We start from the raw sequence: 21,733 nt of genomic DNA on the forward strand, positions 1-21,733 counted from the left end.
CGTGCGTATCAAGCTGACGCTGAACAGACCCGACGAGTCCGGCGTGAACGTCGCGGTCACCGCCGACGCCACCGCGACGGTGCGCGACGTGGCCGAGGCCCTCTTCTCGGGCGACCCGACCCGCAACGGTGCGGTCGCCCCCGAGAACCTCACCCTGCAGGTGCTCGCCGACGGGTCGACGAGCTTCACCGGCGGGCGGGTGCTGACCCCCACGAACGACCTGGTCCAGGCGGGCCTGCGGTCCGGTTCCGTGGTCTCGATCGTGCGCGTCTCCGAGCAGTTCGTGAACGCCGGGCAGGACCGCGGCACCGCGGTCGCGCAGATGCGCGTCCTGGACGGCCCCGACGCCGGGCGGGAGTTCCCGCTGCCGGTGGGCACCACCTACATCGGGCGTGACCGGGGCATGGACGTCCGGCTCTCGGACGGGCAGGTCTCCAAGCGGCACGCCCGCGTGGTCGTGGGCGAGTCCATCGAGGTGCACGACCTGGCCTCTGCGAACGGCCTGGTCATGGGCGGCAAGCGGATGACGCGCGCCGTGCTGACGTCGTCGGACACCGTGACGCTCGGTGAGACCACGCTCTCCGTGGTGGCCCTGCACCGGTCCACGAGCCTGGCGCCGACCAGCCCGGTCGTCGAGTTCAACCGGTCCCCGCGGGTCGTCACGCGCTTCGGCGAGATCAAGATCAAGGCGCCCAAGCCGCCGCGCCCGCCGCAGCCGCAGCGCCTGCCGTGGCTCATGATGCTCGCGCCGATGGCGATGGGCGCGGTGATGTACACGTTCACGCGCAACCCGATCTCGCTGCTGTTCATGTTCATGAGCCCGGTGATGATGCTCGGGATGTGGATGGACCGGAAGATCTACGGCAAGAAGCAGTTCAAGGAGGCCTCCGAGCAGTTCGAGCAGGCCGTCGTCGCCACGTCGGAGCGCATCGACCGCACGCACGCCGTCGAGCGGGCCGTGCGGCTCGCGGAGCTGCCGTCGCTCGCCGAGTCGCTCGACGCGGTGCGCCGCCTGGGCGGGCTCATGTGGACCCACCGCCCCGAGCACCGCGGGTTCCTCACCGTCCGGTTCGGGCTCGGCTCGGGTCCCGCCCGCACCATCTTCGACGAGCCCCGTGAGAACGACGCGATCCCCGAGCACTGGCAGCGCGTGCTGGACCTGCAGGAGCAGTGCCTCACCATCCACGACGTCCCGATGGGCGCCGGGTTCCGCTACGGCGGCAACGTCGGCATCGCCGGGCCGAGCGGCGTGGTCGAGCCGGTCGGCCGGTCCGTCCTGCTGCAGCTCGTCACGCTCCACTCGCCCGCGGAGCTGGTCGTCACGGCCCTCACGTCCGCGCGCTCGCGGGAGGACTGGGAGTGGCTCGAGTGGCTGCCCCACACCGGCTCGCCGCACAGCCCGCTCGGCGCGTCGGACCACCTGGCCGACGACCCGGCGTCCGGCGCCTCCCTGCTGACCCGGCTCGAGGAGCTCGTCGAGGCCCGCGGCGTCAGCCTCGACGAGCCCGCGCCGCTGGTGGGCGAGCTCGACGCCGAGAAGGACCGCAAGGACGCGCCGCCCAAGCCGGTGCTGCCGTCCGTCGTCGTGCTGATCGAGGACGACGCCCCGGTCGAGCGGGCGCGCCTCGTCCGCCTGGTCGAGCACGGGGCTGCTGCCGGCGTCCACGTGGTCTGGATCGCCCCGACCGTCGAGCAGCTCCCCGCCGCCTGCCGCACCTTCGTGCTGCTGGACCCGAACGCCAGCGACAACGGCGCGATGACGGGCGAGGTGCACTACGGGCAGCTCGCCTACCCGGTGCGCTGCGACGTCGCGGACCTCAACACCGCGCGCGAGGTGGCCCGCATCCTGTCGCCGGTGATCGACATCGGCGCGCCGACCGACGACGAGTCCGACCTGCCGCGGGCCGTCTCCTACCTGGCCCTGGCCGGTACCGAGCTCGGCAAGGACTCGACCGGCGTCATCGAGCGGTGGCGGGAGAACCTCTCCCTCACGCCGCGCGACGGCTCGCCGCCGGTGCGGCGCAAGACCCCCACGAACCTGCGGGCGCTCGTCGGGCACGACGGCGTGGAGCCGTTCCACCTGGACCTGCGCACGCAGGGCCCGCACGCGCTCGTGGGCGGTACCACCGGTGCGGGAAAGTCGGAGTTCCTGCAGTCCTGGGTGCTCGGCATGGCGGCCGCGCACAGTCCGGACCGCGTGACCTTCCTGTTCGTGGACTACAAGGGCGGTGCCGCGTTCGCCGACTGCGTCAACCTGCCCCACACCGTCGGCCTGGTGACGGACCTGTCGCCGCACCTGGTGCGGCGCGCGCTGTCCTCGCTGCGCGCGGAGCTGCACTACCGCGAGCACCTGCTGAACCGGAAGAAGGCCAAGGACCTGGCGTCCCTGGAGCGCACGGGCGACCCCGAGGCGCCGCCGAGCCTCATCATCGTGGTCGACGAGTTCGCGGCCCTGGTCGGCGAGGTCCCGGAGTTCGTGGACGGCGTCGTCGACGTCGCCCAGCGTGGCCGGTCGCTCGGCCTGCACCTGATCCTCGCGACGCAGCGCCCCGCCGGTGTCATCAAGGACAACCTCCGCGCCAACACGAACCTGCGCATCGCCCTGCGCATGGCCGACGAGCACGACTCCAAGGACGTGCTCGGCGACGAGATGGCGGCACACTTCTCGCCGTCGATCCCGGGTCGTGGCGCCGCCAAGACCGGCCCCGGCCGGCTCACCACGTTCCAGACCGGCTACGCCGGCGGCTGGACCACGGACGAGCCCGAGCGGTCGTCGCTCGACATCGAGGAGATGGACTTCGGCACCGGACGGCGCTGGGAGCTCCCGGCCCCCGAGGTGATCGAGGAGCACGACCCGGGCCCCAACGACATCGCGCGCGTGGTCAGCACGATCCGCCGCGCGGCGGGCGAGGCGGGCGTGCCCACGCCCCGCAAGCCGTGGCTGCCCGAGCTCGCGCCCACGTACGACCTGGCCCTGCTGCCCAACCGGCGCACGGACTCCCAGCTCGTGCTCGGCGTGCTGGACAACCCGCCGCAGCAGACCCAGCCGACCGTGCACTACGAGCCCGACAGCGACGGCAACCTCGCGATCTACGGCACCGGTGGTACGGGCAAGAGCACCACGCTGCGCACCATCGCGGTGTCCGCAGGCCTGACGCACCGCGGCGGTCCCGTGCAGGTCTACGGCATCGACTGCGGCTCCGGTGGTCTGTCGATGCTGGAGAACCTGCCCCACGTGGGCGCCGTCATCGCCGGCGACGACGAGGAGCGCGTGGGCCGCCTCATGCGCCGCCTGCGCGACACGCTGGACCAGCGGGCCGACCGCTACGCCGCCGTGCGCGCCTCGACGATCGAGGAGTACCGCCGGCTGGCGAACAAGCCCGACGAGCCGCGCATCATCGTGCTCGTCGACGGCATCGGCGCGTTCCGTGAGGCCTACGAGAACATCACCGCCCGCGGGTTCTCGATCTTCGGCACCTTCACGCAGCTCGCGACCGACGGCCGACCCGTCGGCATCCACCTCGTCATGAGCGGCGACCGTGCCGTGTCCGTGCCCCCGTCGCTCGCCTCCACGGTGCAGAAGCGGATCGTGCACCGCATGGCGAAGGAGGACGACTACGTGATGCTGAACGTCCCCAAGGACGTGCTCACGCCCGCCTCGGCTCCCGGCCGGGCCATCATGTACGGCCAGGAGGCGCAGATCGCCGTGCTCGGCGGCGACTCCAACGGCGCCGTGCAGTCGCGCGAGCTGGCCCGCCTGGAGCAGACCATGCGCTCGGTCGGCGGGGTGCCCCAGGCGCCCGGCGTCGAGCGCCTGCCCGAGTCGTTCACGCTGGAGCAGCTGCCGCAGCGGGCGGCGGACCTGGCGACGATCGGCCTGCGGGACCTGGACATCGCGCCGATCGGCCTGCCCATGCGTGGCCCGCTCATGCTCGCGGGCCCGCCCGGCTCGGGGCGCACGACGGCGTTCGTGACGCTGGCTACCGCCCTGCGCAGGGCTGGGTCGGGACGCCTCGTGTACCTGTCGTCCCGGCGGTCGAGCTTGTCCGCCATGGACCTCTGGGACATGGCGGCGCCCAGCCCCGAGGAGATCGTCGAGACGCTCAAGGACCTCACCGCGGCCCTCGAGAGCGATCGGTTGGCCCCGGGTACTCTCACCGTGATGATCGAGAACTACACCGAGCTCACGGGCACGCCCGCGGAGAAGCCGATGGAGGCGTTCGTCAAGCTCGCGTCCCGCAAGGACCAGCTCGTCATCGGTGAGTCGGAGTCGTCCACCTGGAGCAAGGCGTTCACGCTCGCCGGCCCGTTCAAGTCCGGTCGTAACGGCCTCCTGCTCACACCGGGCGACACCGACGGCGACACGCTCATGAACACCCCGCTCGGCCGCATCCGCCGCAAGGACTTCCCGCCGGGGCGCGGGTTCCTCGTGACCGCCGGCCGCGCCACCAAGATCCACGTCGCCCTGCCGGGGTGACGGGGGGATGGGGAGTCCTCCCCATTCCACCGCGTCACGGGCCATGGAATAGTTCGTGACGTCGCAGAAACGGAGGTTGTCCGCGAGGGCAGCCACAGGAAAAGGAGCTTGACATGGTCGCAGAGGGTGGCAACGTTTTCGGTCTTGATGTCGAGGCAGTCCGGAGCCTCGCCAACACGCTCCGTACCCAGGCCGAGGGCGTCCGTCAGGTCGTGACGACGATCACGAGCCAGATGGCCCAGACCCAGTGGAACGGTCAGGACGCCGTGCAGTTCCAGGAGGAGTGGGACGGCACCCACGCCGCCAAGCTCCAGGAGATCGCCGCGGCGCTCGAGACCTACGGCACCACGGCCGACAACAACGCCAACATGCAGGACGAGACCTCGAGCGCGTACTGATCGAGCTCGAGCCTCTTCCGGAGGCCTTGCCCCGACAGGGGCCGGTATCAAGGGGTGCGGGACCGACTACGGCCCGCACCCCTTGACTTCGTCATGACATAAGCGGTCCAGCAGTACCCATGCGAAGCCCTACGCCGTCATCGGCGGGACGTGAGGAGAACCAAGTGAGCGGGGGAATGGTCGGCGCCGACATCGAGGCGCTGCGTCTGCTTGCGGACAAGTTTGACGAGGGCAGTGACAAGCTCGAGACCATCGTCACGACCGTCGAGTCGGTCGTCCCGCAGCAGGACGGCTGGAGCGGGCCGGACGCCGAGGGCTTCCGTCAGGAGTGGACCGGCAACCACCTGGTGCGGCTCCGCGAGACGGCCGCCGCGCTGAGCGAGGTCGCCGGCAAGGTGCGGTCCAACGCCGACGCGCAGGAGGAGACGTCGAACGACTACTCCGGCATCGGCGGAGGCCCCGGCGGCACCGACGTCGCGGGGGCGTCCGACAGCGGCTTCAACTGGGACGGTCTCGGCCTGGCCGGGATGCTCGGGGCCAAGGGGGTCGGGTTCGGCCTGGCCGCCTGGAAGGCGATCAAGACGGGATCCGCACTGACGAGTCTGGTGTCGGCGACACGCCTCGGGGACGCGGCAAAGATCGCCGACGCGACGGCGGACGTCTACCGTGGCGCAGGCGGTCTCGTCGGGCGCACGGCGGCCGGTCTCGGCCTCGCCGAGGACTTCGGGCTCATCGGCAAGATGAGCGGCTGGGTCGGTCTGGCGAGCTCCGCCGGCACCATTGCGCGCGTGGCGGGCACCGCCGGTGGCGTGTTCGGCGTCGTCGGCGGTCTCAACCAGATGTTCAACACCCAGTACGACGGCGTCCGGGGCGGCGTCGACCGGGTCATGGGCGGCCTGTCGGTCGTCGGTGGCGCGGGCGGTATCGCGATCGCCCTCGGTGGCGCGGCGATGCTCGGTCCTGTGGGCGTGGGCATCGCCGTCGGAGCCGGCGTGGTTGCCGGTGCCTGGGCGCTGGGCAACCTGGTGTACGACAACTGGGACTCGATCTCGGGCGCCGTCAGCGGCGCCGCGGATTGGGTGGGCGGCGGGATCAGCGCCGGCTGGAACGCGGCGGGCGATGCCGTCGGTAACATGGCCGACGCGGCAGGGGATGCCGTATCCGACGTAGGCGACGCGGTCGGCGACGGCCTTTCGGCCGCCGGCGACTTCGTAGGAGGGCTGTTCAGTTGAGCGGGCAGACGATGAACTTCACCAAGGCGGACTACGAGGCGGCCATCGCCGTGCTCGGGCGTGCCGAGGACGGGAAGCCGGTCGGGATCGTGAACCTGACCGACGAGCAGGTCATGGTGCTCGACGGCGTCCAGGCCGTCCAGCCCACGCCGCTCCCGTGGCTCGACGCGCAGGGCGACGTCGACAAGGAGCTGGTCGGCAAGGTGGCGCTCCGCGCGCTCCTCGGCCAGGGCTACGTGGTGCCCGCCAGCCGCGGTGAGGGCCAGGAGGTGGGGATCGACGCGATCCCCGAGCTCACCGGCACGCTGGTGCTGCGCCGGACGGCCCAGGCGATCATCTCCGCGGAGCGCGTCACGACCCTCGGCCGGCACTGGGTGTTCTGCTACGTGCACGAGGGTTACGGGATCCTGGAGGAGGAGGTCGCCACCAGTGGCCACCACACCTTCTCGGTGTACCCCGAGGCCTTCCTCGGTGAGCGGCTGGAGCAGTACCTCGACCCGACGTCCGCCGCGATCATGGCCGGCAAGCCGCGCACGTTCACGGTGCCGGAGTTCGAGGCCGCCGCGCCGAACCTCCCCGAGCTCGCCGAGGCGCTGACCGTCACCGTGGTGGCGGTCGCCAAGGCCGGCGTCGAGACGCTCCGTAACGTGACCGTCTACTCGGGCCCGCGCGGTGTCTTCACGGTGCAGGGTGACCTGCGGGACGGCGTGGACGACCGCCTGGTGCTCACCGAGGTGGGGGCGGGCGTCGTCCGTGGCCTCCCCGGGAAGCTGCTCGCCGCATGAGTGCTGCGGGAACGACTTCGGCCACCGGGGACCGCGTCCCCCGCAAGGCCCGCAGGATCGCCGCCGAGCTCCCCGAGCTCGGCGGCATCCGCCATGTCGAGGCCAACCCGCCGTCGCCCACCGCGTGGTGGGTCGCCGTCGGAGTCGCCGTGCTCTTCACGGTGGTCATCTCCCTCGGTACCGGCGGCATCGTCGGTGCGGTCGTGCTGATCCCGGCCTGGGCGGTGATCGGCTGGATCGTCCTCGGGTACATGGGGTCGGAGAAGGTGGTCGTGCTCGACCGCGGGCTGCTCATCGGCTCGTTCGCGCCAGGCCTCAAGCCGCGCGTCGTGCCGTTCGACCGGTTCGAGGTCGACTCGATCACCGCGGTGCGCCCGGGCTTCAAGCTCGCCGACATGCTCCCCGGCCGCACGCTTCTGATCACCGGCCGCACCGCGGTGTGGGCCTGGAACGGGGTGGCCTTCGTGGCCGCGCTGGGGCCCGTCGCGCAGCGGAGCTACGTCGATGCCGCCGGTACGTTCCGCGCGGAGGATCCCGAGCGACGCGAGCGGCTCGTGTGGTGGTTCGGCACCTGGCGGCAGCCCGACCGGCTGGTGGGCGCGCTGGAGTCCGCCCTGGTGGACCTGGGACAGCCCGTGGCCGGACTCTCGCAGCAGGTGCTGCCGCTGGTGCAGATCAGCGGCCGGCCCGCCGACGCCGCCACGCAGGTGCCCCGGCTGGTAGCGGCGCTGGAACGCGCGTAGTGGGCGACGAGAGCAGGGTCATCAGGTGGAGCCTCGGGATCGGCCTCGGGCTCTTCGGCGTGGTCGTCTTCGCCAAGTCGTTCGACCTCATCACCGTCGCGGTGATCGCCGGCCTGCTGGGCCTGCTGGCGCTGGGCTTCGCGGGATACGGAGCGCTGGACCAGGCGGCCGAGCGCGCCAACCTCCGCCGCCGTGCCGCCAAGGTCCAGCGGGAGCGCGAGCAGGGTCGCTGAGCCCGGAACGCGAGGATTCTCACAGGAACCCCACGTCCACCCCCTGAGCCGGGGGTGAGGCGCGCCTTACCCGGTCGGTAGAATCGGTAGCGGCCTTCGCTTCCCTTGTCCTCGACCGGAAGGCGCCCCTTCGTGAGCACCACCCGACCCTTGCGCGTCGCCGTCGTCGGCGCCGGCCCCGCCGGCATCTACGCGAGCGACATCCTGTCCAAGTCCGACCTCGACGTCAGCATCGACCTGTTCGAGCGCCTTCCGGCGCCGTTCGGCCTGGTGCGGTACGGCGTCGCCCCGGACCACCCGCGCATCAAGCAGATCATCGTCGCGCTCCACAAGGTGCTGAGCCGCGGAGACATCCGCCTGCTGGCCAACGTCGACTACGGCGTGGACCTGAAGCTCGAGGACCTGCGTCAGTTCTACGACGCGGTCATCTTCTCCACCGGGTCCATCAAGGACGCCGAGCTGGACGTGCCGGGCATCGACCTCGACGGCTCCTACGGCGCCGCGGACTTCGTGTCCTGGTACGACGGCCACCCCGACGTGCCGCGCACCTGGCCGCTGGAGGCGGAGCAGGTGGCCGTGATCGGCGCCGGCAACGTCGCGCTCGACGTGGCCCGGATCCTCGCCAAGCACGCGGACGACCTGCTGCCCACCGAGATCCCGGCCAACGTGCACGAGATCCTGAAGACCTCCCCGGTCACCGACGTGCACGTGTTCGCGCGCCGCGGCCCGGCGCAGGTCAAGTTCTCGCCGCTGGAGCTGCGCGAGCTGGGCCACGTCCCGGACGTCGACATCGTCGTGTACCCGGAGGACTTCGACTTCGACGAGGGCTCCGAGGCGGCGATCAACTCGTCGAACCAGACCAAGCAGGTCGTCAAGACCCTGGTGGACTGGACGCTCAAGGACCCGGCGCAGAACACGGCGTCGCGCCGGCTGCACCTGCACTTCCTGCACGCCCCGGCCGAGGTGCTCGGCGAGGACGGCAAGGTCGTCGGGTTCCGCACCGAGCGCACCGCGCTGCAGGGCGACGGCACCGTCCAGGGCACCGGCGAGTTCGTCGACTGGCCGGTCCAGGCCGTCTACCGGGCCGTAGGCTACTTCGGCTCCTCCCTGCCGGAGATCCCGTACGACGACGTCAAGGGCGTCATCACGAACCGGGAGGGCCGCGTCGTCGACATCGACGGCAACCAGGTGCCCGGCGTGTACGCCACGGGCTGGATCAAGCGTGGCCCGGTGGGCCTCATCGGCCACACCAAGTCGGACGCGTCGGAGACCATCCGCCACCTCGTCGAGGACGTCACAGGCGTGGCCGACGGCGAGGCGCCCGGCGACCTGACGGGCGGCCGTACCGCGCCGCAGGGCACGCCGGAGGCCATCACCGAGTTCCTCACGGGCAAGGGCGTCCACTTCATCGAGTGGTCCGGCTGGGAGCTCCTGGACGCGCACGAGCGGGCGCTCGGCGAGGCCGCGGGCCGGGAGCGGATCAAGGTCGTCCCGCGCGACGAGATGGTGAGCATCAGCCGCAAGTCGTAGGCGGTTCCCCGTTGCCACCCAGCGAACGTGCCCGGAAGACTCAGGTCTTCCGGGCACGATCGTTCCCGAGGGCGGTAGGCCCGGGGAACCCCGGAACGGGCTGGCGCGTTCGGGTGGGAGGAAAGGAGTGCGATGCACAGGCACTACAACGGGCTGAAGACCGCTGCGCTGTTCGGTGGCATGTGGGCCGTGATCCTCGGGCTGTGGGCGCTGTTCGGCAGGAGCTCGGGCACGCTGTGGATCTTCGTGCTGATCGGCCTGGCGACCACCGCCTACGGGTACTGGAACTCCGACAAGCTGGCCATCCGCGCGATGCACGCGTACCCCGTGACCGAGCTGCAGGCCCCGGAGATGCACCGCATCGTGCGTGAGCTCTCCACGGCGGCCCGCCAGCCGATGCCACGGCTGTACATCTCGCCCACCAAGGCACCGAACGCCTTCGCCACCGGGCGCAACCCGCAGAACGCCGCCGTGTGCTGCACGGAGGGCATCCTGGAGCTGCTGAACGAGCGCGAGCTGCGGGGTGTGCTGGGCCACGAGCTGATGCACGTCTACAACCGCGACATCCTGACCTCGTCGGTGGCGTCCGCGCTGGCAGGTGTCATCACGGCCCTGGCGCAGTTCCTGCTGTTCTTCGGCGGCGGCGACCGCCGCGAGGGCGGCAACCCGCTCGCGGCGCTCGCCATGGCGCTCCTCGCCCCGATCGCGGCCATGCTCATCCAGATGTCGATCTCCCGCACCCGCGAGTACGACGCCGACGAGGACGGCGCCCGGCTCACCGGCGACCCGCTGGCCCTGGCCTCCGCGCTCCGGAAGCTGGAGCAGGGCACGCAGCGCGCGCCGCTGCCGCAGGACCGCGACCTGACCAACGTCTCGCACCTGATGATCGCCAACCCGTTCCGCGGCGCCGGCATCGGGCGCCTGTTCGCCACGCACCCGCCGATGCCGGACCGCATCCGCCGGCTCGAGGCGATGGCGGGCGGCCCCGCGGATGGCTACAACCCGGGCGGCCCGACGTCGGGCCCGGACTGGGGCACCCCGCCCGGGATGCTCTGAGACCACCCGCCCGCCGCCCGCGCGGCCGCCGACCTCACCCGCGCAAAGCGTTCGTCGGGGTCGGCGGGGGCGGATACGGTGAGCAGATTCCGACCGGGCGTGCAGGGGCGCCCGGGTTGTTACGCAGAAGGAGCACCACATGGCCGACTCGTCGTTCGACATCGTCAGCAAGGTCGACCGCCAGGAGGTCGACAACGCGCTGAACCAGGCCGCGAAGGAGATCTCGCAGCGGTACGACTTCAAGAACGTCGGCGCATCAATCACCTGGAGCGGCGAGAGCATCCTCATCGTCGCCAACTCGTCGGAGCGGGTGCTCGCGGCCCTCGACGTCTTCGAGACCAAGCTCGTCAAGCGCGGCATCTCGCTCAAGTCGCTCGACCTCGGCGAGCGCGAGCCCAAGCCGTCCGGCAAGGAGTACCGCCTCGGGGCGACCCTCAAGGAGGGCCTGGCCGGGGAGTCCGCGAAGAAGGTCACCAAGATCATCCGCGAAGAGGGCCCGAAGGGCGTCAAGACGCAGATCACCGGTGACGAGGTCCGCGTGACCAGCAAGTCGCGCGACCAGCTCCAGGAGGTGCAGAGCCTGCTGAAGGGCTCGGACCTGGACTTCGCGCTGCAGTTCACGAACTACCGCTGACGGATCGTCCGTCGGTCGGGCGTCGCGGGGGGGGGGGGGGGGGGGCGGCGGCGCCGGGCCCCCCCCCCGCCCGCTCTGTCACGAGGTCTCCGCGGCCCCGGCCGCGGCTGCGAGCTCCACGGCCAGCTCCATGCAGCGCAGACGGGCCGGGGAGAAGTCGTAGGGCATCTTCCCGAAGGCCTCGACGGCGCTCATGGACCTTTCCCTGCTGCCCGCGATCTGGCCGGCGTCCCAGGAGGCGAAGAGCGCGTCGTCGTCCCGGTCCAGGCCGGCATCCTCCATGGCGGCCTCCAGCTCTTGTTCGAAGGCGTACCGCTCCGCTGCCACCTGGGCCACCCGGGGGTCGTCCACAGCGACCGTGTCGTCGAGCGCCTCCTCGGCGGCGTCGACACGGTCTGACTCCTCCCGCAGCTCCGGACGGGTGGCCAGAGCGATGAAACGGGTGGCCTGCAGGGCCGCGCCGAGCGGGCCGAAGATCCGCTCGGTGACCAGCAGGGTGTCCAGGTCGGCCTGGCGCAGGGAGCCCTCCGGCAGGTTCGTGAGGCGGCCGGCGACGACGTCGGAGAGCAGGCCGGCTCGGCTGCCCTGGGTGCGCATACGCCGCACGGCGGTCCGCTGCCGGCGCAGCTCTGCTTCCTGGGCGACGAGGGTCTCGTCCAGGCGTTCCAGGACGGCCGCGATGTCGTCGTCCTCCGAAGCGGCAGGAGCGGGGTCGGCAAAGGCGGCACGGATGTCGTCGAGGGCGATCCCGGCGTCCGCCATCCTGCGGATCCACAGCAGTCGGATCATGTCCTCGTAGCCGTAGCGGCGACGGTCGTCACCGCCCCGCTCCGGCTCGGGGAGCAGGCCGATCTCGTGGTAGTGCCGGATCGCGCGCGGCGTCGTGCCGGCGAAGGCCGCCGCGTCACCGATCTTGACCTGGCGCGGCGAGACGAAGGACGGATGCATGGGTGGAGCCTTCCTCAGCGGGGCGGGACGTGGGTCCACCGGACCACATCCCGCTACGGGAGGTGCAACTCCAGGGACCACCTCATCGGTGGTGCAGCGCCTGCCACTCCCGTGGCGTGACCTCGTACGCCGCCCGGAACCGTGTGGCGAAGTGGGACGGACTGGTGAAGCCCCACCGGCGGGCGACGGCCGCGATGCCGCCCCGTGCGGGGGCGGACCGGGCCAGGTCGTCCGCCGCACCGGCGAGCCGTTCGTGGATGATCCACTGCTCGAGGCTGAGCCCTGCCCGCGCGCACACCTTGTAGAGGTGCCTGACGGAGACGTGGTGCGCGGCGGCGATCGACTCCGCGTCCAGGGCCGGGTCCCCGAGACGGCGCCGGACGAAGGACTGGGCACGGAGGAGCAGGGTGTCCTCGAGCGCCTCGCGCCCGACGCGGCCGTCGCCCGCGACGCTGGCGACGAGGGCGCGGGCGAGCGACAGGGTGGCGGAGCCGAGGGCGCCCGAGGCCGGTCCGTCGACGAGACCGGCGACGCGCCGTGTCTCCGTCAGATGGTTGACGAACAGCGGCGTCAGCGGGCTCTCGCCGATGTGCTCCAGGGCCTGGCGCACGAGGTCGTGCGGGATGCCGAGCGCCGTGATCGCCACCTTCGCCGTGAGCGTGCGGGTGTCGTCGATGTGGTGGACGTAGGGCGCGGTGAGGTCCGTGGCCCAGAGCCGGGAGGGCCCGACGGACTGGTCGCGGCCCAGGTGGCTGTGCGTCCCGGCGCCGCGCAGGCCGTAGGTCAGGAGGACGGACGGTGGTTCCTCGTCGGGAGCTCCGCGCGTACGCCGGCGCAACGTGTGCGCCGAGCACTCGGCGTCGAACAGGCTGACGGCGCCGATCTGCCACGCGCTCATCGTGAGGCGCACACGGTCGTCCGGGCAGTCCGAGGTGAAGGTGGTGGCCCGGGCCGCGCCGGTCATGGACTCCACGACCATGTCGAACCGGTCCTCCGGCGACACCGTCGCGCTGTCGAGGACGTGCACGGGACACCTCCCGGGATCTGGCTGAAGGTGGCGAGGCGCTGTGCCTCCCCGACGACAATGACTCGACCGACGTCGAAGCGCAAGGCCCGCGTGGCGGTGGGGCCGTGCACGGACACGCAAGCGTCGTGCAGTCAGGCGGAACCCTGGGGCGCCGGCCTGTGCGAGCCTTCTCCAGCGGGGGCGCGACAGGGAGGCTGGGCATGACCACCACACCGTCGGACCTGGTCGGCCGGGAGGACGAGCAGCACCGTCTCGCGGCGCTCGTCGGCCGCGCACGCAACGGCGGCCCCGGGGCGGTCGTCGTCCTGGGCGAGCCGGGCCTGGGCAAGACCGCGCTGCTCGGGGACGTCGCCGCGCGCGCGGGGCACGCCAGGGTGCTGCGGATCGACGGCTACGAGTCGGAGGCGACCATCCCGTACGCCGGCCTGCACCGGCTGATCCTGTCGCTGCGCGAGTTCCTGGTGGAGCTGCCACCACATCACCGGGACGCACTCGACGTCGCCGTGGGACGGACCGCGGGTGCGCCGCCCGACCGGTTCCTCGTCGGCCTCGGGGCGCTCGAGCTGCTCGGTGCGGCCGCCGCGGACCGGCCGACGTTGTGCCTCGTCGACGACGCCCACCTCGTGGACGCCGAGAGCCTCGACGTGCTGGCGTTCGTCGCCCGGCGGCTCATGGTGGAGCGGCTCGCCCTGCTGTGCGCCGGCAGGGACGAGGGCGACCTCGTCACCCGCCTGCGCGGCATGGACGCCGTCACCCTGAGGGGCCTCGCCACGGACTCGGCGGTGCGCCTGCTCACCCGCTTCGTGCGCGGGCCGATCGACCCGGTGGTCGCGGTCCAGGTCGCACGCGCGACCGAGGGCAACCCGCTCGCGCTGATCGAGCTCTCCCGTGGCCTCTCCCCGGCACAGCTGACCGACCTCGGGCTCAGCGTCACGCCGGTCGCCGTCGGCCGGCGCCTGGAGCGCCACTACGCGGGACGGGTCGACGAGCTCGATGCCGACGCGCGCACGTGGCTGCTCCTGGCGGCGGCGGACTCGACCCGGCAGACGTCCCTCGTCATGGCGGCCGCGGACGCGTCCGGCCTGGACCCGGGCGCACCGGACCGGGCGGAGACGGCCGGCCTCGTCGAGATAGGGGACAAGGTCCGGTTCCGCCACCCCCTCGTCGGCTCGGCGGTCTACGGTTCGGCCGACGGCGCCGCCCGGCGCAGGGCGCACCGCACGCTCGCCGGCGCCGCCGCGATCCTGGGGCTCATCGAGCTGGAGGCGTGGCACGCGTCCAGGGCGGCCATCGGGACGGACGATGCCGTCGCGGCACAGCTCGAACAGGTTGCCGACATGGCGGCCCGCCGCGGTGGCCTGGCCTCGCGAGCCAGGATGCTCGTCCGCGCCGCCGAGCTCACGAGCCCGGGGCCGCTCCGCGACACGCGCCAGGCCGGCGCGGCGGAGGCCGCACTCGCCGTCGGCGCCGGGACCGTCGCGGCGAACGCCCTCGACGCCGTCGATCTCGGTGGGGCGGAACCCGTGACGCGGGGCCGGGTGATCATGGCGCGAGCCTCCCTGGCCGCCTTCACCGGCAGCGGCCGGGACTACGTGCGGGCGAGCGCCGACCTGGTGGCCGCCGCGGACCTGTTCCACGGCCATGACGCGGCGCTGGAGCAGCGGGCCCTGGTCGGTGCGGTCGAGCTGTGCATGAACGCGGACCGGCTCGTCGAGGGCATCACCACGGCCGAGCTCGGGCAGCGGCTCCACCGGGGCACGGCGGTCGCGGGCGGCCCGGCGTCGGTCGTGCTCGCGGGGCTGAGCGCGACGATCCGGCTCCCGTACGACGAGGCCGTCCCGCCCGCGCGGGCCGCGCTGGAGACGATCCGGGCGCTTCCCGATGCCGAGCTGATCCGCTCCGGAATCTCCGTCGCCGCGCTCGGCACGTTCCTCTGGGACACGTCCGGCCGGGAGCTGCTCCTGCGCGCGATGCGGGCCGCCCGGGACGTGGGCGCGCTGCAGGTCGTGGACCTGCTGCTCAAGGTCATGTCGCTGAACGAGCTGAGCTGCGGCACCGTCCGGCTCGCCACCCGGTACACGGAGCTGCTGGGCGAGGTACGCCGCGCCATGGGGCACGACACCGCGCCGGTGCTCAACCCGGTCGTCCTGGCGTGGACCGGGTCCCCGCGCGGCCACGTGCTCGCCCTGGCGGACGCCGCCAAGGCCGCCGGCCGAGGCGGTATCAGCGCGCTGACCGAGGCCGCCGTCGCCGTGCGCGACCTGGCCGACGGGCACTACCACGCGGCCTACGACCGGCTGCGACCTCTGATCGCGTCGCCGTTCCTGCAGGTGACGCCGACGCAGTGGGCCGACTACGTCGAGGCCGCCGTCCGGTCCGGACGTCCGGACGAGGCGTCGCCGTACGCGGCCGCGCTCGGCGAACGTGCGGCCGCGAACGGTTCACCCTGGTGCCGAGGTGTCGCCGAACGGGCACTCGGCCTGGTGACGTCCGGCCCGGAGGCCGAGAAACATTTCTCCGCGGCCCTCGACGCACTCGAGCCGACCCCCGCTCTGACGGACCGTGCCCGCGCCCACCTCGTGTACGGCGAGTGGCTGCGCCGCGCACGCCGCCGAGCGGACGCCGGCGTGCAGCTGCGGGAGGCGATCCGGCTGTTCGAGCAGGCGGGCGCGCACATCTTCGTGCCGCGCGCCACGGCCGAGCTGGAGGCCGCCGGGTCGCAGGCGGAGACGGCCGCGACGTCCCCGCACCGGCTGCTGACGGTCCAGGAGCTGACGGTCGCGGAGAAGGCGGCGGCCGGGCACACCAACGCCGAGATCGCCTCGAACCTGTTCATCAGCGCCAACACCGTCGACTACCACCTACGCAAGGTGTTCCAGAAGCTCGGTATCTCCTCGCGTCGGCAGCTCGCCGACCGGCTCCGCGACCCGCGCTCCTGAACGACTACGTGCGTCACGTGGTCCGGCCCGTGGGGGTCCGAGACCAGGCTGGTCAGGACCGACGCAGCACCTCCTGAGCACTCCGAGAGGAAACACCGATGAGCACCCCGGACACCATCGTCCTGATCCATGGCTTCTGGGTCACGCCCCGATCGTGGGAGCACTGGAAGGCCCGCTACGAGGCCAAGGGCTACACGGTCCACACCCCCGGTTACCCGGGCTTCGACGTCGAGGTGGAAGCGCTGCGCGCCGACCCGAAGCCGATCGCCGACCTCTCCATCGAGTCGATCGTCGGTCACCTCGAGACGTTCTTGGACACCCTGGACACCAAGCCGATCCTGATGGGCCACTCCGCGGGCGGGTCGTTCATGCAGGTCGTCATGGACCACGGGTACGGCTGCGCGGGCGTCGCGCTCAACTCGGCCCCCACCGAGGGGATCCGTGTGACGCCCTGGACCCAGCTCCACTCCGTCTTCCCCGCACTGAAGAACCCGCTGAACCACCACCGCGCCGTCGGGCTCGACCCGCAGCAGTGGAAGTACGCGTTCACCAACACCTACACGGACGAGGAGTCGCTGGCGTTCTACGAGCGGTACCACGTGCCGGCGTCCGGCCGCGTGCTGTTCGACTCCGTGCTGGCGAACTACCAGCCCGGCCACCAGGGGGCCTGGGTGGACTTCGCCAACCCCGACCGGGCGCCGCTGCTGTTCCTGTCCGGCTCGGAGGACCACATCATGCCGGAGGCGGTCCAGGCCTCCAACGCGAAGCACTACAAGGGCGCGGGCACCGTCACCGAGCACGAGACGTACGACGGCCGCCCGCATCTCATGGTCGCCGGCCCGGGGTGGGAGGAGATCGCCGACCGTGCGCTCGACTGGGCGCTCGCTCGCGCGTCCTGGACCGCGACGACCGTCCTCTGAGCATGTCGGTCCTCACCCTCACCCATGTCGGTGGGCCGACCACCCTTCTCGAGGTGGAGGGTTGGCGCATCCTCACCGACCCGACCTTCGACGCCCCCGGCCGGACCTACCGGTTCGGCTGGGGGACGTCGTCCCGCAAGATCACCGGCCCTGCGGTCCCGGCGTCCGAGATCGGGCCGGTCGACGCCGTGCTGCTCACCCACGACCACCACGCCGACAACCTCGACGACACGGGCCGCGACCTCCTGCCCACCGCGGGCGCGGTGATCACCACCGCGTCGGGCGCGGCACGGCTCGGGCACGGCACGCGTGGCCTCGGGCCGTGGGACACGACCCGACTGCTCGCGCCCGGCCGCCCGACGATCACGGTCACCGCGACACCCGCCCGGCACGGCCCGCGCGGCAGCCACTTCGTCGTGGGCGACGTCGTCGGCTTCGCCCTGACCTGGGAGGGGCAGGAGCACGGCTCGGTGTGGATCTCGGGCGACACGGTCCTGTACGACGGCGTCCGCGACGTCGCGCGCCGTCTCACCGTCGGCAGCGCGATCCTGCATCTCGGACGGGTCGGGTTCCCGGTCACCGGCCCGCTCGCCTACACGATGGGCGCCCGGGACGCCGTCGAGCTCGTCCAGCTGATCCGGCCCGCCTCGGTGGTCCCCGTGCACTACGAGGGCTGGTCCCATTTCCGCCAGGGCCGGGACGAGCTCGTCACGGCGCTCCGCGACGAGCCGGAGGTCGCCGAGCGGTTCCGGTGGGCGACGCCGGGGGAGCCGCTCGGTCTCACGGTGTAGCGCACGCGGTACGGCCGTCCGGGCCTGGTCGCCGTCCGGACCGTGGTCCGGACGGCGACCGGGGTCGGTCAGCCGACGTGCACCGGCTCCGCGACCCGGTCGGCCTCGCCGGAGCCCGACGCCGCGGCCGGCGCCGCGTGCGTGAGCGAGAGCCCCTGGCCGCGCCGCCGGAACAGCAGCGCGGACAGCACCGCGCCGACGGCGAAGAACCCGGCGCCCCACCAGTACGCGGTCGAGTAGCTGGCGATGGCCGCCTGTGCGCCGACCTCCGCGGTCACCGGCGCGTGGGCGGCGAGGTAGTCGGCCGCCGCGGTGGCGGCCAGCGTGTTGAGCAGCGCGGTGCCGATGGAGCCACCGACCTGCTGGCTCGTGTTCACCATGGCCGAGGCGACGCCGGCGAACTCCCGGTCCACGCCCAGCGTGGCGGTCTGCATCGAGGCGGGCATGATCGTGCCCATCGCGAACCCGATGACCATCAGGCCAGGCATGACATGGGCGGCGTACGTGCTCGAGGCGTCCAGGAACGTGAGGTCGATCATGCCGATCGCCCCCAGGGTCATGCCGATCGGCACCAGGAGCTTGGGCCCGAACCGGGGCACGAGCAGGTTGGTGCCGAGCTGTGCGGCGAGCACCAGCATCGCGATCATCGGCAGGAACGCCAGGCCGGTCTGGATCGGCGTGTACCCGAGCGTGAGCTGCAGGTAGTAGGTGACGAACAGGAAGATGCCGAACATCCCCGCGCCCGCGATCAGCACCGAGAGGTACGCCGCGCCGCGGTTGCGGTCGAGCACGATCGACAACGGCAGCAGCGGGTGCGCGGCGCGCCTCTGCCAGCCGACGAACGCGACCAGCAGCACGCCGGCCGCGGTGAGCAGGCCCCACGTCAGGGGCGCGTCCCAGCCACCGGTCTCGGCGTTCGAGAAGCCGTACACGAGGCCGAACAGCGCGCCCGAGACGAGCAGCGTGCCGGGCACGTCGAGCCGCGGCCGGGCGCCGCTGCGCGCGAGGCGCGGGATGAAGACGGACGCGCCGACCAGAGCGACCGCGGCGATGACCACGTTGATGTAGAGGTTCCAGCGCCAGTCGAGCGACTCCGTCAGCACACCGCCCAGCAGCAGCCCGACTGCGCCGCCGGCCCCGGCGATGGCGCCGAAGACGCCGAACGCGCGGGCGCGTTCCCGGGGGACGGTGAAGGTGGTGGTCAGGACGGCGAGGGCCGTGGGCGCCAGGAGCGCGCCGAACGCGCCCTGCAGCGCGCGGGCGGCCACGAGCAGCTCGAAGGATCCGGCGGCGCCGCCCAGGGCCGAGGCGAGGGCGAACCCGATGAGACCGATGACGAAGGTGCGCTTGCGGCCGATGAGGTCGGAGAGGCGGCCGCCGAGCAGGAGGAGGCTCGCGAACGTGAGGGAGTACGCGGTGATGACCCACTGGCGCTGACCGTCGGAGAAACCGAGGTCGGCCTGGGCCGAGGGGAGAGCGATGTTCACGACGGTCGCGTCGAGCACGACCATCAGCTGGGCGAGCCCGACCACGACGAGCGTGATCCAGCGACGACGGTCCGTCGCGGGGGTTGAAGTCTGGGACATGGTTCGCAGCATATACGGAACTGATGAGTTCCGGATACAGTTGGTTCAGTATTAACCGCGGGTAAGGTCGGACAGTGCAGAGAGGAGGACGACGGCGATGACGCATGTCGACGAGGCCGAGGCGAAGCCCCGGCTCGGACGCAAGAGGGACCACACCCGCGACCCCGAGATCCTGGACGCCGCGCTCGACGTGCTGTCCGAGTCGGGCTACGACGGCATGACCATCGACATGGTGGCCACCCGCGCCAAGGCCGGGAAGGCGACCGTCTACCGCCGGTGGTCGTCCAAGGCCGAGCTGGTGCTCGACGCCGTCGCGTGCATGAAGTCGAACGAGTTCGACCTCGACGGCCTGCCGGACACCGGCACGCTCCGCGGGGACCTCGTCGCGATGATCAGGACGCCGAGCATCCGTGCCGCCGAGCGCAAGCTCAAGGTGATGGCCGGGATCGTGTCCATGATCGCCCGCAGCCCTGAGCTCGCCAGCGCGGCGCGCGAGGCGCTGGTCGAGCCGCGGGCCTCGGTCAACCGCGTCCTCTTCCAGCGTGCGATCGACCGCGGCGAGATCCCGGCCGACGCCGACATCGAGCACCTCTGCATGATCGGACCGGCGATGGTCGCGTACCGCCTGCTCATGCTGGGCAAGCCCGTCGACCGTGAGTTCCTGATCTCGAACATCGACAAGGTCATCCTGCCCGCCGCCGGCATCCGGGCCGAGCGATGACCGGCCTGCCCCGGCTCGTCGCCACCGACCTCGACGGCACCCTCCTGCGGAGCGACGGCAAGGTCTCCGACCGCACCCGCCAGGTCCTCGCCGACCTCGACGCCGCGGGCGTCGAGGTGGTCTTCGTCACCGCCCGCCCGCCGCGCTGGCTCGACCACCTCGCCGACACCGTGGGCGGCCACGGCCGTGTCATCTGCATCGGCGGGGCGTGCGTCCTGGACCTCGCCTCCGGCGAGACGCTCGAGACCTGCGGTTTCGACGACGACGCCGTCCGCGCCGTCGTGACCGGCATCCGTACCGCGCTGCCGCACGCCGCGCTCGCCTTCGAGCGGCCTGACGGCGTCACGTTCGACCCGGCCTACCCGAAGCGCGAGCCGGCGCTGGACCCTGGCCTGTGGTCGGTGCCGGTGGAGGACACGCTCGGCGCTCGCGGCCCGGTGTCCAAGATCCTCGCGCTCGACCCCGCGCGCATACCGCCGCCGGGCATCCTCCTGGACCCGCCGGAGGACATCCGGCTGGCGCAGGAGCAGTTCTTCACGGCCGTGCGCGCCGCGGTGGGGGAGCACGCGCACCTGGCGTACTCCGGCGCCGTCGGCCTGGCGGAGCTCATGCCGCCCGGTGTGGACAAGGCCGCCGCGCTGGCCCGCTGGTGCACGCGCCTCGGCGTCGACGCCGCCGACGTCTGGGCTTTCGGCGACATGCCCAACGACCTGCCGATGCTCACCTGGGCGGGCCGCGGCATCGCGGTGGCCAACGCCCACGCCGACGTGCTGGCCTGCGCGGACGCCGTCGTCGGGCACCACGACGCCGACGGTGTCGCCGAGGAGCTGGCGACCCTGCTGGACGGAGTGCTCCGGCCGCGCCGGTGAGCATGGCTCAGCCGGTCGTGGTGCCGTCCGTGCCGTCGGCCGTGCGCTGGATCCGCTCGGCGATCCGGCGGATTCGTCCGAGGCGGGCGTCCCACGTCCTGCCGACCTCCACGAGCTGCCCGACCGCGCGGGCGAGCTGTGCCTGGTCGACGCGGTACAGCTTCTCCCGGCCCGCCGTGGTGCCGTGCACCAGACCGGCCCTGTCGAGCACGCCGAGGTGCTTCGCCACGGCCTGCCGGGTCACGGGCAGCTGATCGCTCAGGCTCGTCGCCGTCCCGTGGCCGTCGCTCAGCAGCAGGTCGAGCATCCGCCGACGGGTCGGGTCCCCGATCGCCGACCACAGGTCGTCGTCCACCGTGACACTCATCTGTCTGCTCCCACCGCCCCGGCGTAGGCCCTGAGCCTGGGCAGGAAGAAGTCCCAGCCGGAGCTGTGGTCGGCGTGCTCGGCGGCCGCCTTCGCGTCGTCCCAGCCGCGCTCGCGGAAGCCGCTCTCGGTGAAGCGCAGGAGGGTGCCGTCGCCCGAGGGCACCAGCTCGAAGACGACCAGGTTGGAGTTGCCCTGGGCGGCCACCTCGCCCTCCTCGTGGGTCCAGCGGAACGAGAAGTGCGTGTACGGCACCGCGTCCGCGACCGTGAGCTGAACCTTCCTGCCGTCCTGCGTGACGTCTCCGAAGCCGATCCACCCCGGTCTCCCGGGCACGGGGTCGAACTCCGCCTCGTCGGACCACCACTCCCGCACGTGCTCGGGGTTGCTCACCACGTCGAAGACGATCCGGGGTGAGGCCTCGATGTAGATCTCCCGCTCGATCGTGCCGTACTCCATCACGGACCACCTTTCGTCA

19 protein-coding genes are annotated in these 21,733 nt (G+C 72.2%); 14 read left to right on the forward strand and 5 right to left on the reverse strand.

Translation table 11 applies throughout. The features are described 5' to 3' along the window. The first annotated feature begins 1 nt into the window (after position 1). The 9 genes from ACIPN7_RS04440 to ACIPN7_RS04480 all read left to right on the forward strand — a co-directional run bounded on the left by ACIPN7_RS04440 (position 2) and on the right by ACIPN7_RS04480 (position 11,088). Positions 2–4,477, forward strand: coding sequence for an FtsK/SpoIIIE domain-containing protein (locus tag ACIPN7_RS04440; RefSeq protein ID WP_400538370.1), 4,476 nt, complete (start codon positions 2–4; stop codon positions 4,475–4,477). A 113-nt stretch (positions 4,478–4,590) separates the two neighbouring features. Further along, positions 4,591–4,875 (forward strand): WXG100 family type VII secretion target, encoded by a 285-nt coding sequence (locus tag ACIPN7_RS04445; RefSeq protein ID WP_377217161.1) that lies wholly within the window; start codon positions 4,591–4,593, stop codon positions 4,873–4,875. A gap of 164 nt (positions 4,876–5,039) precedes the next feature. Beyond that, positions 5,040–6,107 (forward strand): WXG100 family type VII secretion target, encoded by a 1,068-nt coding sequence (locus tag ACIPN7_RS04450; protein WP_400538372.1) that lies wholly within the window; start codon positions 5,040–5,042, stop codon positions 6,105–6,107. Further along, complete coding sequence (locus tag ACIPN7_RS04455; RefSeq protein WP_400538374.1) at positions 6,104–6,892, forward strand: hypothetical protein; 789 nt, start codon at positions 6,104–6,106, stop codon at positions 6,890–6,892. Before ACIPN7_RS04450 ends, ACIPN7_RS04455 begins: the two co-directional genes overlap by 4 nt. Then, on the forward strand, positions 6,889–7,635 hold the full coding sequence (locus ACIPN7_RS04460; protein ID WP_400538376.1) for a hypothetical protein: 747 nt from the start codon (positions 6,889–6,891) through the stop codon (positions 7,633–7,635). Before ACIPN7_RS04455 ends, ACIPN7_RS04460 begins: the two co-directional genes overlap by 4 nt. Then, the gene (locus ACIPN7_RS04465; RefSeq protein ID WP_400538378.1) at positions 7,635–7,868 is read left to right on the forward strand and encodes a hypothetical protein; all 234 of its coding nucleotides are present in this window, start codon (positions 7,635–7,637) and stop codon (positions 7,866–7,868) included. Before ACIPN7_RS04460 ends, ACIPN7_RS04465 begins: the two co-directional genes overlap by 1 nt. Before the next feature lie 132 nt (positions 7,869–8,000). Continuing rightward, entirely contained in the window at positions 8,001–9,398 is a 1,398-nt protein-coding gene (locus tag ACIPN7_RS04470) for an FAD-dependent oxidoreductase (protein ID WP_400538380.1), read from the forward strand. A gap of 132 nt (positions 9,399–9,530) precedes the next feature. Then, on the forward strand, positions 9,531–10,454 hold the full coding sequence (gene htpX, locus ACIPN7_RS04475; RefSeq protein WP_400538383.1) for a zinc metalloprotease HtpX: 924 nt from the start codon (positions 9,531–9,533) through the stop codon (positions 10,452–10,454). Between the two features lie 139 nt (positions 10,455–10,593). Continuing rightward, positions 10,594–11,088 carry a YajQ family cyclic di-GMP-binding protein gene (locus ACIPN7_RS04480; RefSeq protein ID WP_285100904.1) on the forward strand — a complete coding sequence of 165 codons (495 nt, stop codon included), beginning with the start codon at positions 10,594–10,596 and terminating at the stop codon, positions 11,086–11,088. A 78-nt stretch (positions 11,089–11,166) separates the two neighbouring features. Here the strand turns inward: ACIPN7_RS04480 and ACIPN7_RS04485 are convergent, their stop codons facing one another. Both ACIPN7_RS04485 and ACIPN7_RS04490 read right to left on the reverse strand, forming a co-directional pair. After that, positions 11,167–12,036, reverse strand: coding sequence for a MerR family transcriptional regulator (locus tag ACIPN7_RS04485; RefSeq protein ID WP_400538385.1), 870 nt, complete (start codon positions 12,034–12,036; stop codon positions 11,167–11,169). 82 nt (positions 12,037–12,118) lie between these two features. After that, a complete protein-coding gene (locus ACIPN7_RS04490; protein WP_400538387.1) occupies positions 12,119–13,063 on the reverse strand; it encodes a helix-turn-helix domain-containing protein in 945 nt (314 codons plus the stop codon). A 200-nt stretch (positions 13,064–13,263) separates the two neighbouring features. Here ACIPN7_RS04490 and ACIPN7_RS04495 point away from each other — a divergent pair, with 200 nt between their 5' ends. The 3 genes from ACIPN7_RS04495 (at position 13,264) to ACIPN7_RS04505 (ending at position 17,713) form a co-directional block, all read left to right on the forward strand. Then, entirely contained in the window at positions 13,264–16,002 is a 2,739-nt protein-coding gene (locus ACIPN7_RS04495) for an AAA family ATPase (RefSeq protein ID WP_400538389.1), read from the forward strand. Positions 16,003–16,100: 98 nt separating this feature from the next. After that, positions 16,101–16,922 (forward strand): alpha/beta hydrolase, encoded by an 822-nt coding sequence (locus ACIPN7_RS04500; protein WP_400538392.1) that lies wholly within the window; start codon positions 16,101–16,103, stop codon positions 16,920–16,922. Between the two features lie 2 nt (positions 16,923–16,924). Next, positions 16,925–17,713 (forward strand): MBL fold metallo-hydrolase, encoded by a 789-nt coding sequence (locus ACIPN7_RS04505; RefSeq protein WP_400538394.1) that lies wholly within the window; start codon positions 16,925–16,927, stop codon positions 17,711–17,713. Between the two features lie 68 nt (positions 17,714–17,781). On the opposite strand, the gene ACIPN7_RS04510 is transcribed toward ACIPN7_RS04505, so the two are convergent. Further along, on the reverse strand, positions 17,782–19,299 hold the full coding sequence (locus ACIPN7_RS04510; RefSeq protein WP_400538397.1) for an MFS transporter: 1,518 nt from the start codon (positions 19,297–19,299) through the stop codon (positions 17,782–17,784). A gap of 97 nt (positions 19,300–19,396) precedes the next feature. Between ACIPN7_RS04510 and ACIPN7_RS04515 the strand changes: the two genes are divergently transcribed. Further along, on the forward strand, positions 19,397–20,020 hold the full coding sequence (locus ACIPN7_RS04515; RefSeq protein WP_400538399.1) for a TetR/AcrR family transcriptional regulator: 624 nt from the start codon (positions 19,397–19,399) through the stop codon (positions 20,018–20,020). Continuing rightward, positions 20,017–20,889 carry an HAD family hydrolase gene (locus ACIPN7_RS04520; RefSeq protein ID WP_400538402.1) on the forward strand — a complete coding sequence of 291 codons (873 nt, stop codon included), beginning with the start codon at positions 20,017–20,019 and terminating at the stop codon, positions 20,887–20,889. Before ACIPN7_RS04515 ends, ACIPN7_RS04520 begins: the two co-directional genes overlap by 4 nt. 7 nt (positions 20,890–20,896) lie before the next feature. On the opposite strand, the gene ACIPN7_RS04525 is transcribed toward ACIPN7_RS04520, so the two are convergent. After that, positions 20,897–21,256, reverse strand: coding sequence for an ArsR/SmtB family transcription factor (locus ACIPN7_RS04525; RefSeq protein ID WP_400538404.1), 360 nt, complete (start codon positions 21,254–21,256; stop codon positions 20,897–20,899). Next, positions 21,253–21,714 carry an SRPBCC domain-containing protein gene (locus tag ACIPN7_RS04530; RefSeq protein WP_400538406.1) on the reverse strand — a complete coding sequence of 154 codons (462 nt, stop codon included), beginning with the start codon at positions 21,712–21,714 and terminating at the stop codon, positions 21,253–21,255. The genes ACIPN7_RS04525 and ACIPN7_RS04530 overlap by 4 nt, the downstream gene beginning before the upstream one ends. Positions 21,715–21,733 lie beyond the last annotated feature (19 nt).

This window comes from Promicromonospora sp. NPDC090134, from assembly GCF_044746965.1.
In the GTDB taxonomy this organism is placed as follows: Bacteria; Actinomycetota; Actinomycetes; order Actinomycetales; family Cellulomonadaceae; genus Promicromonospora.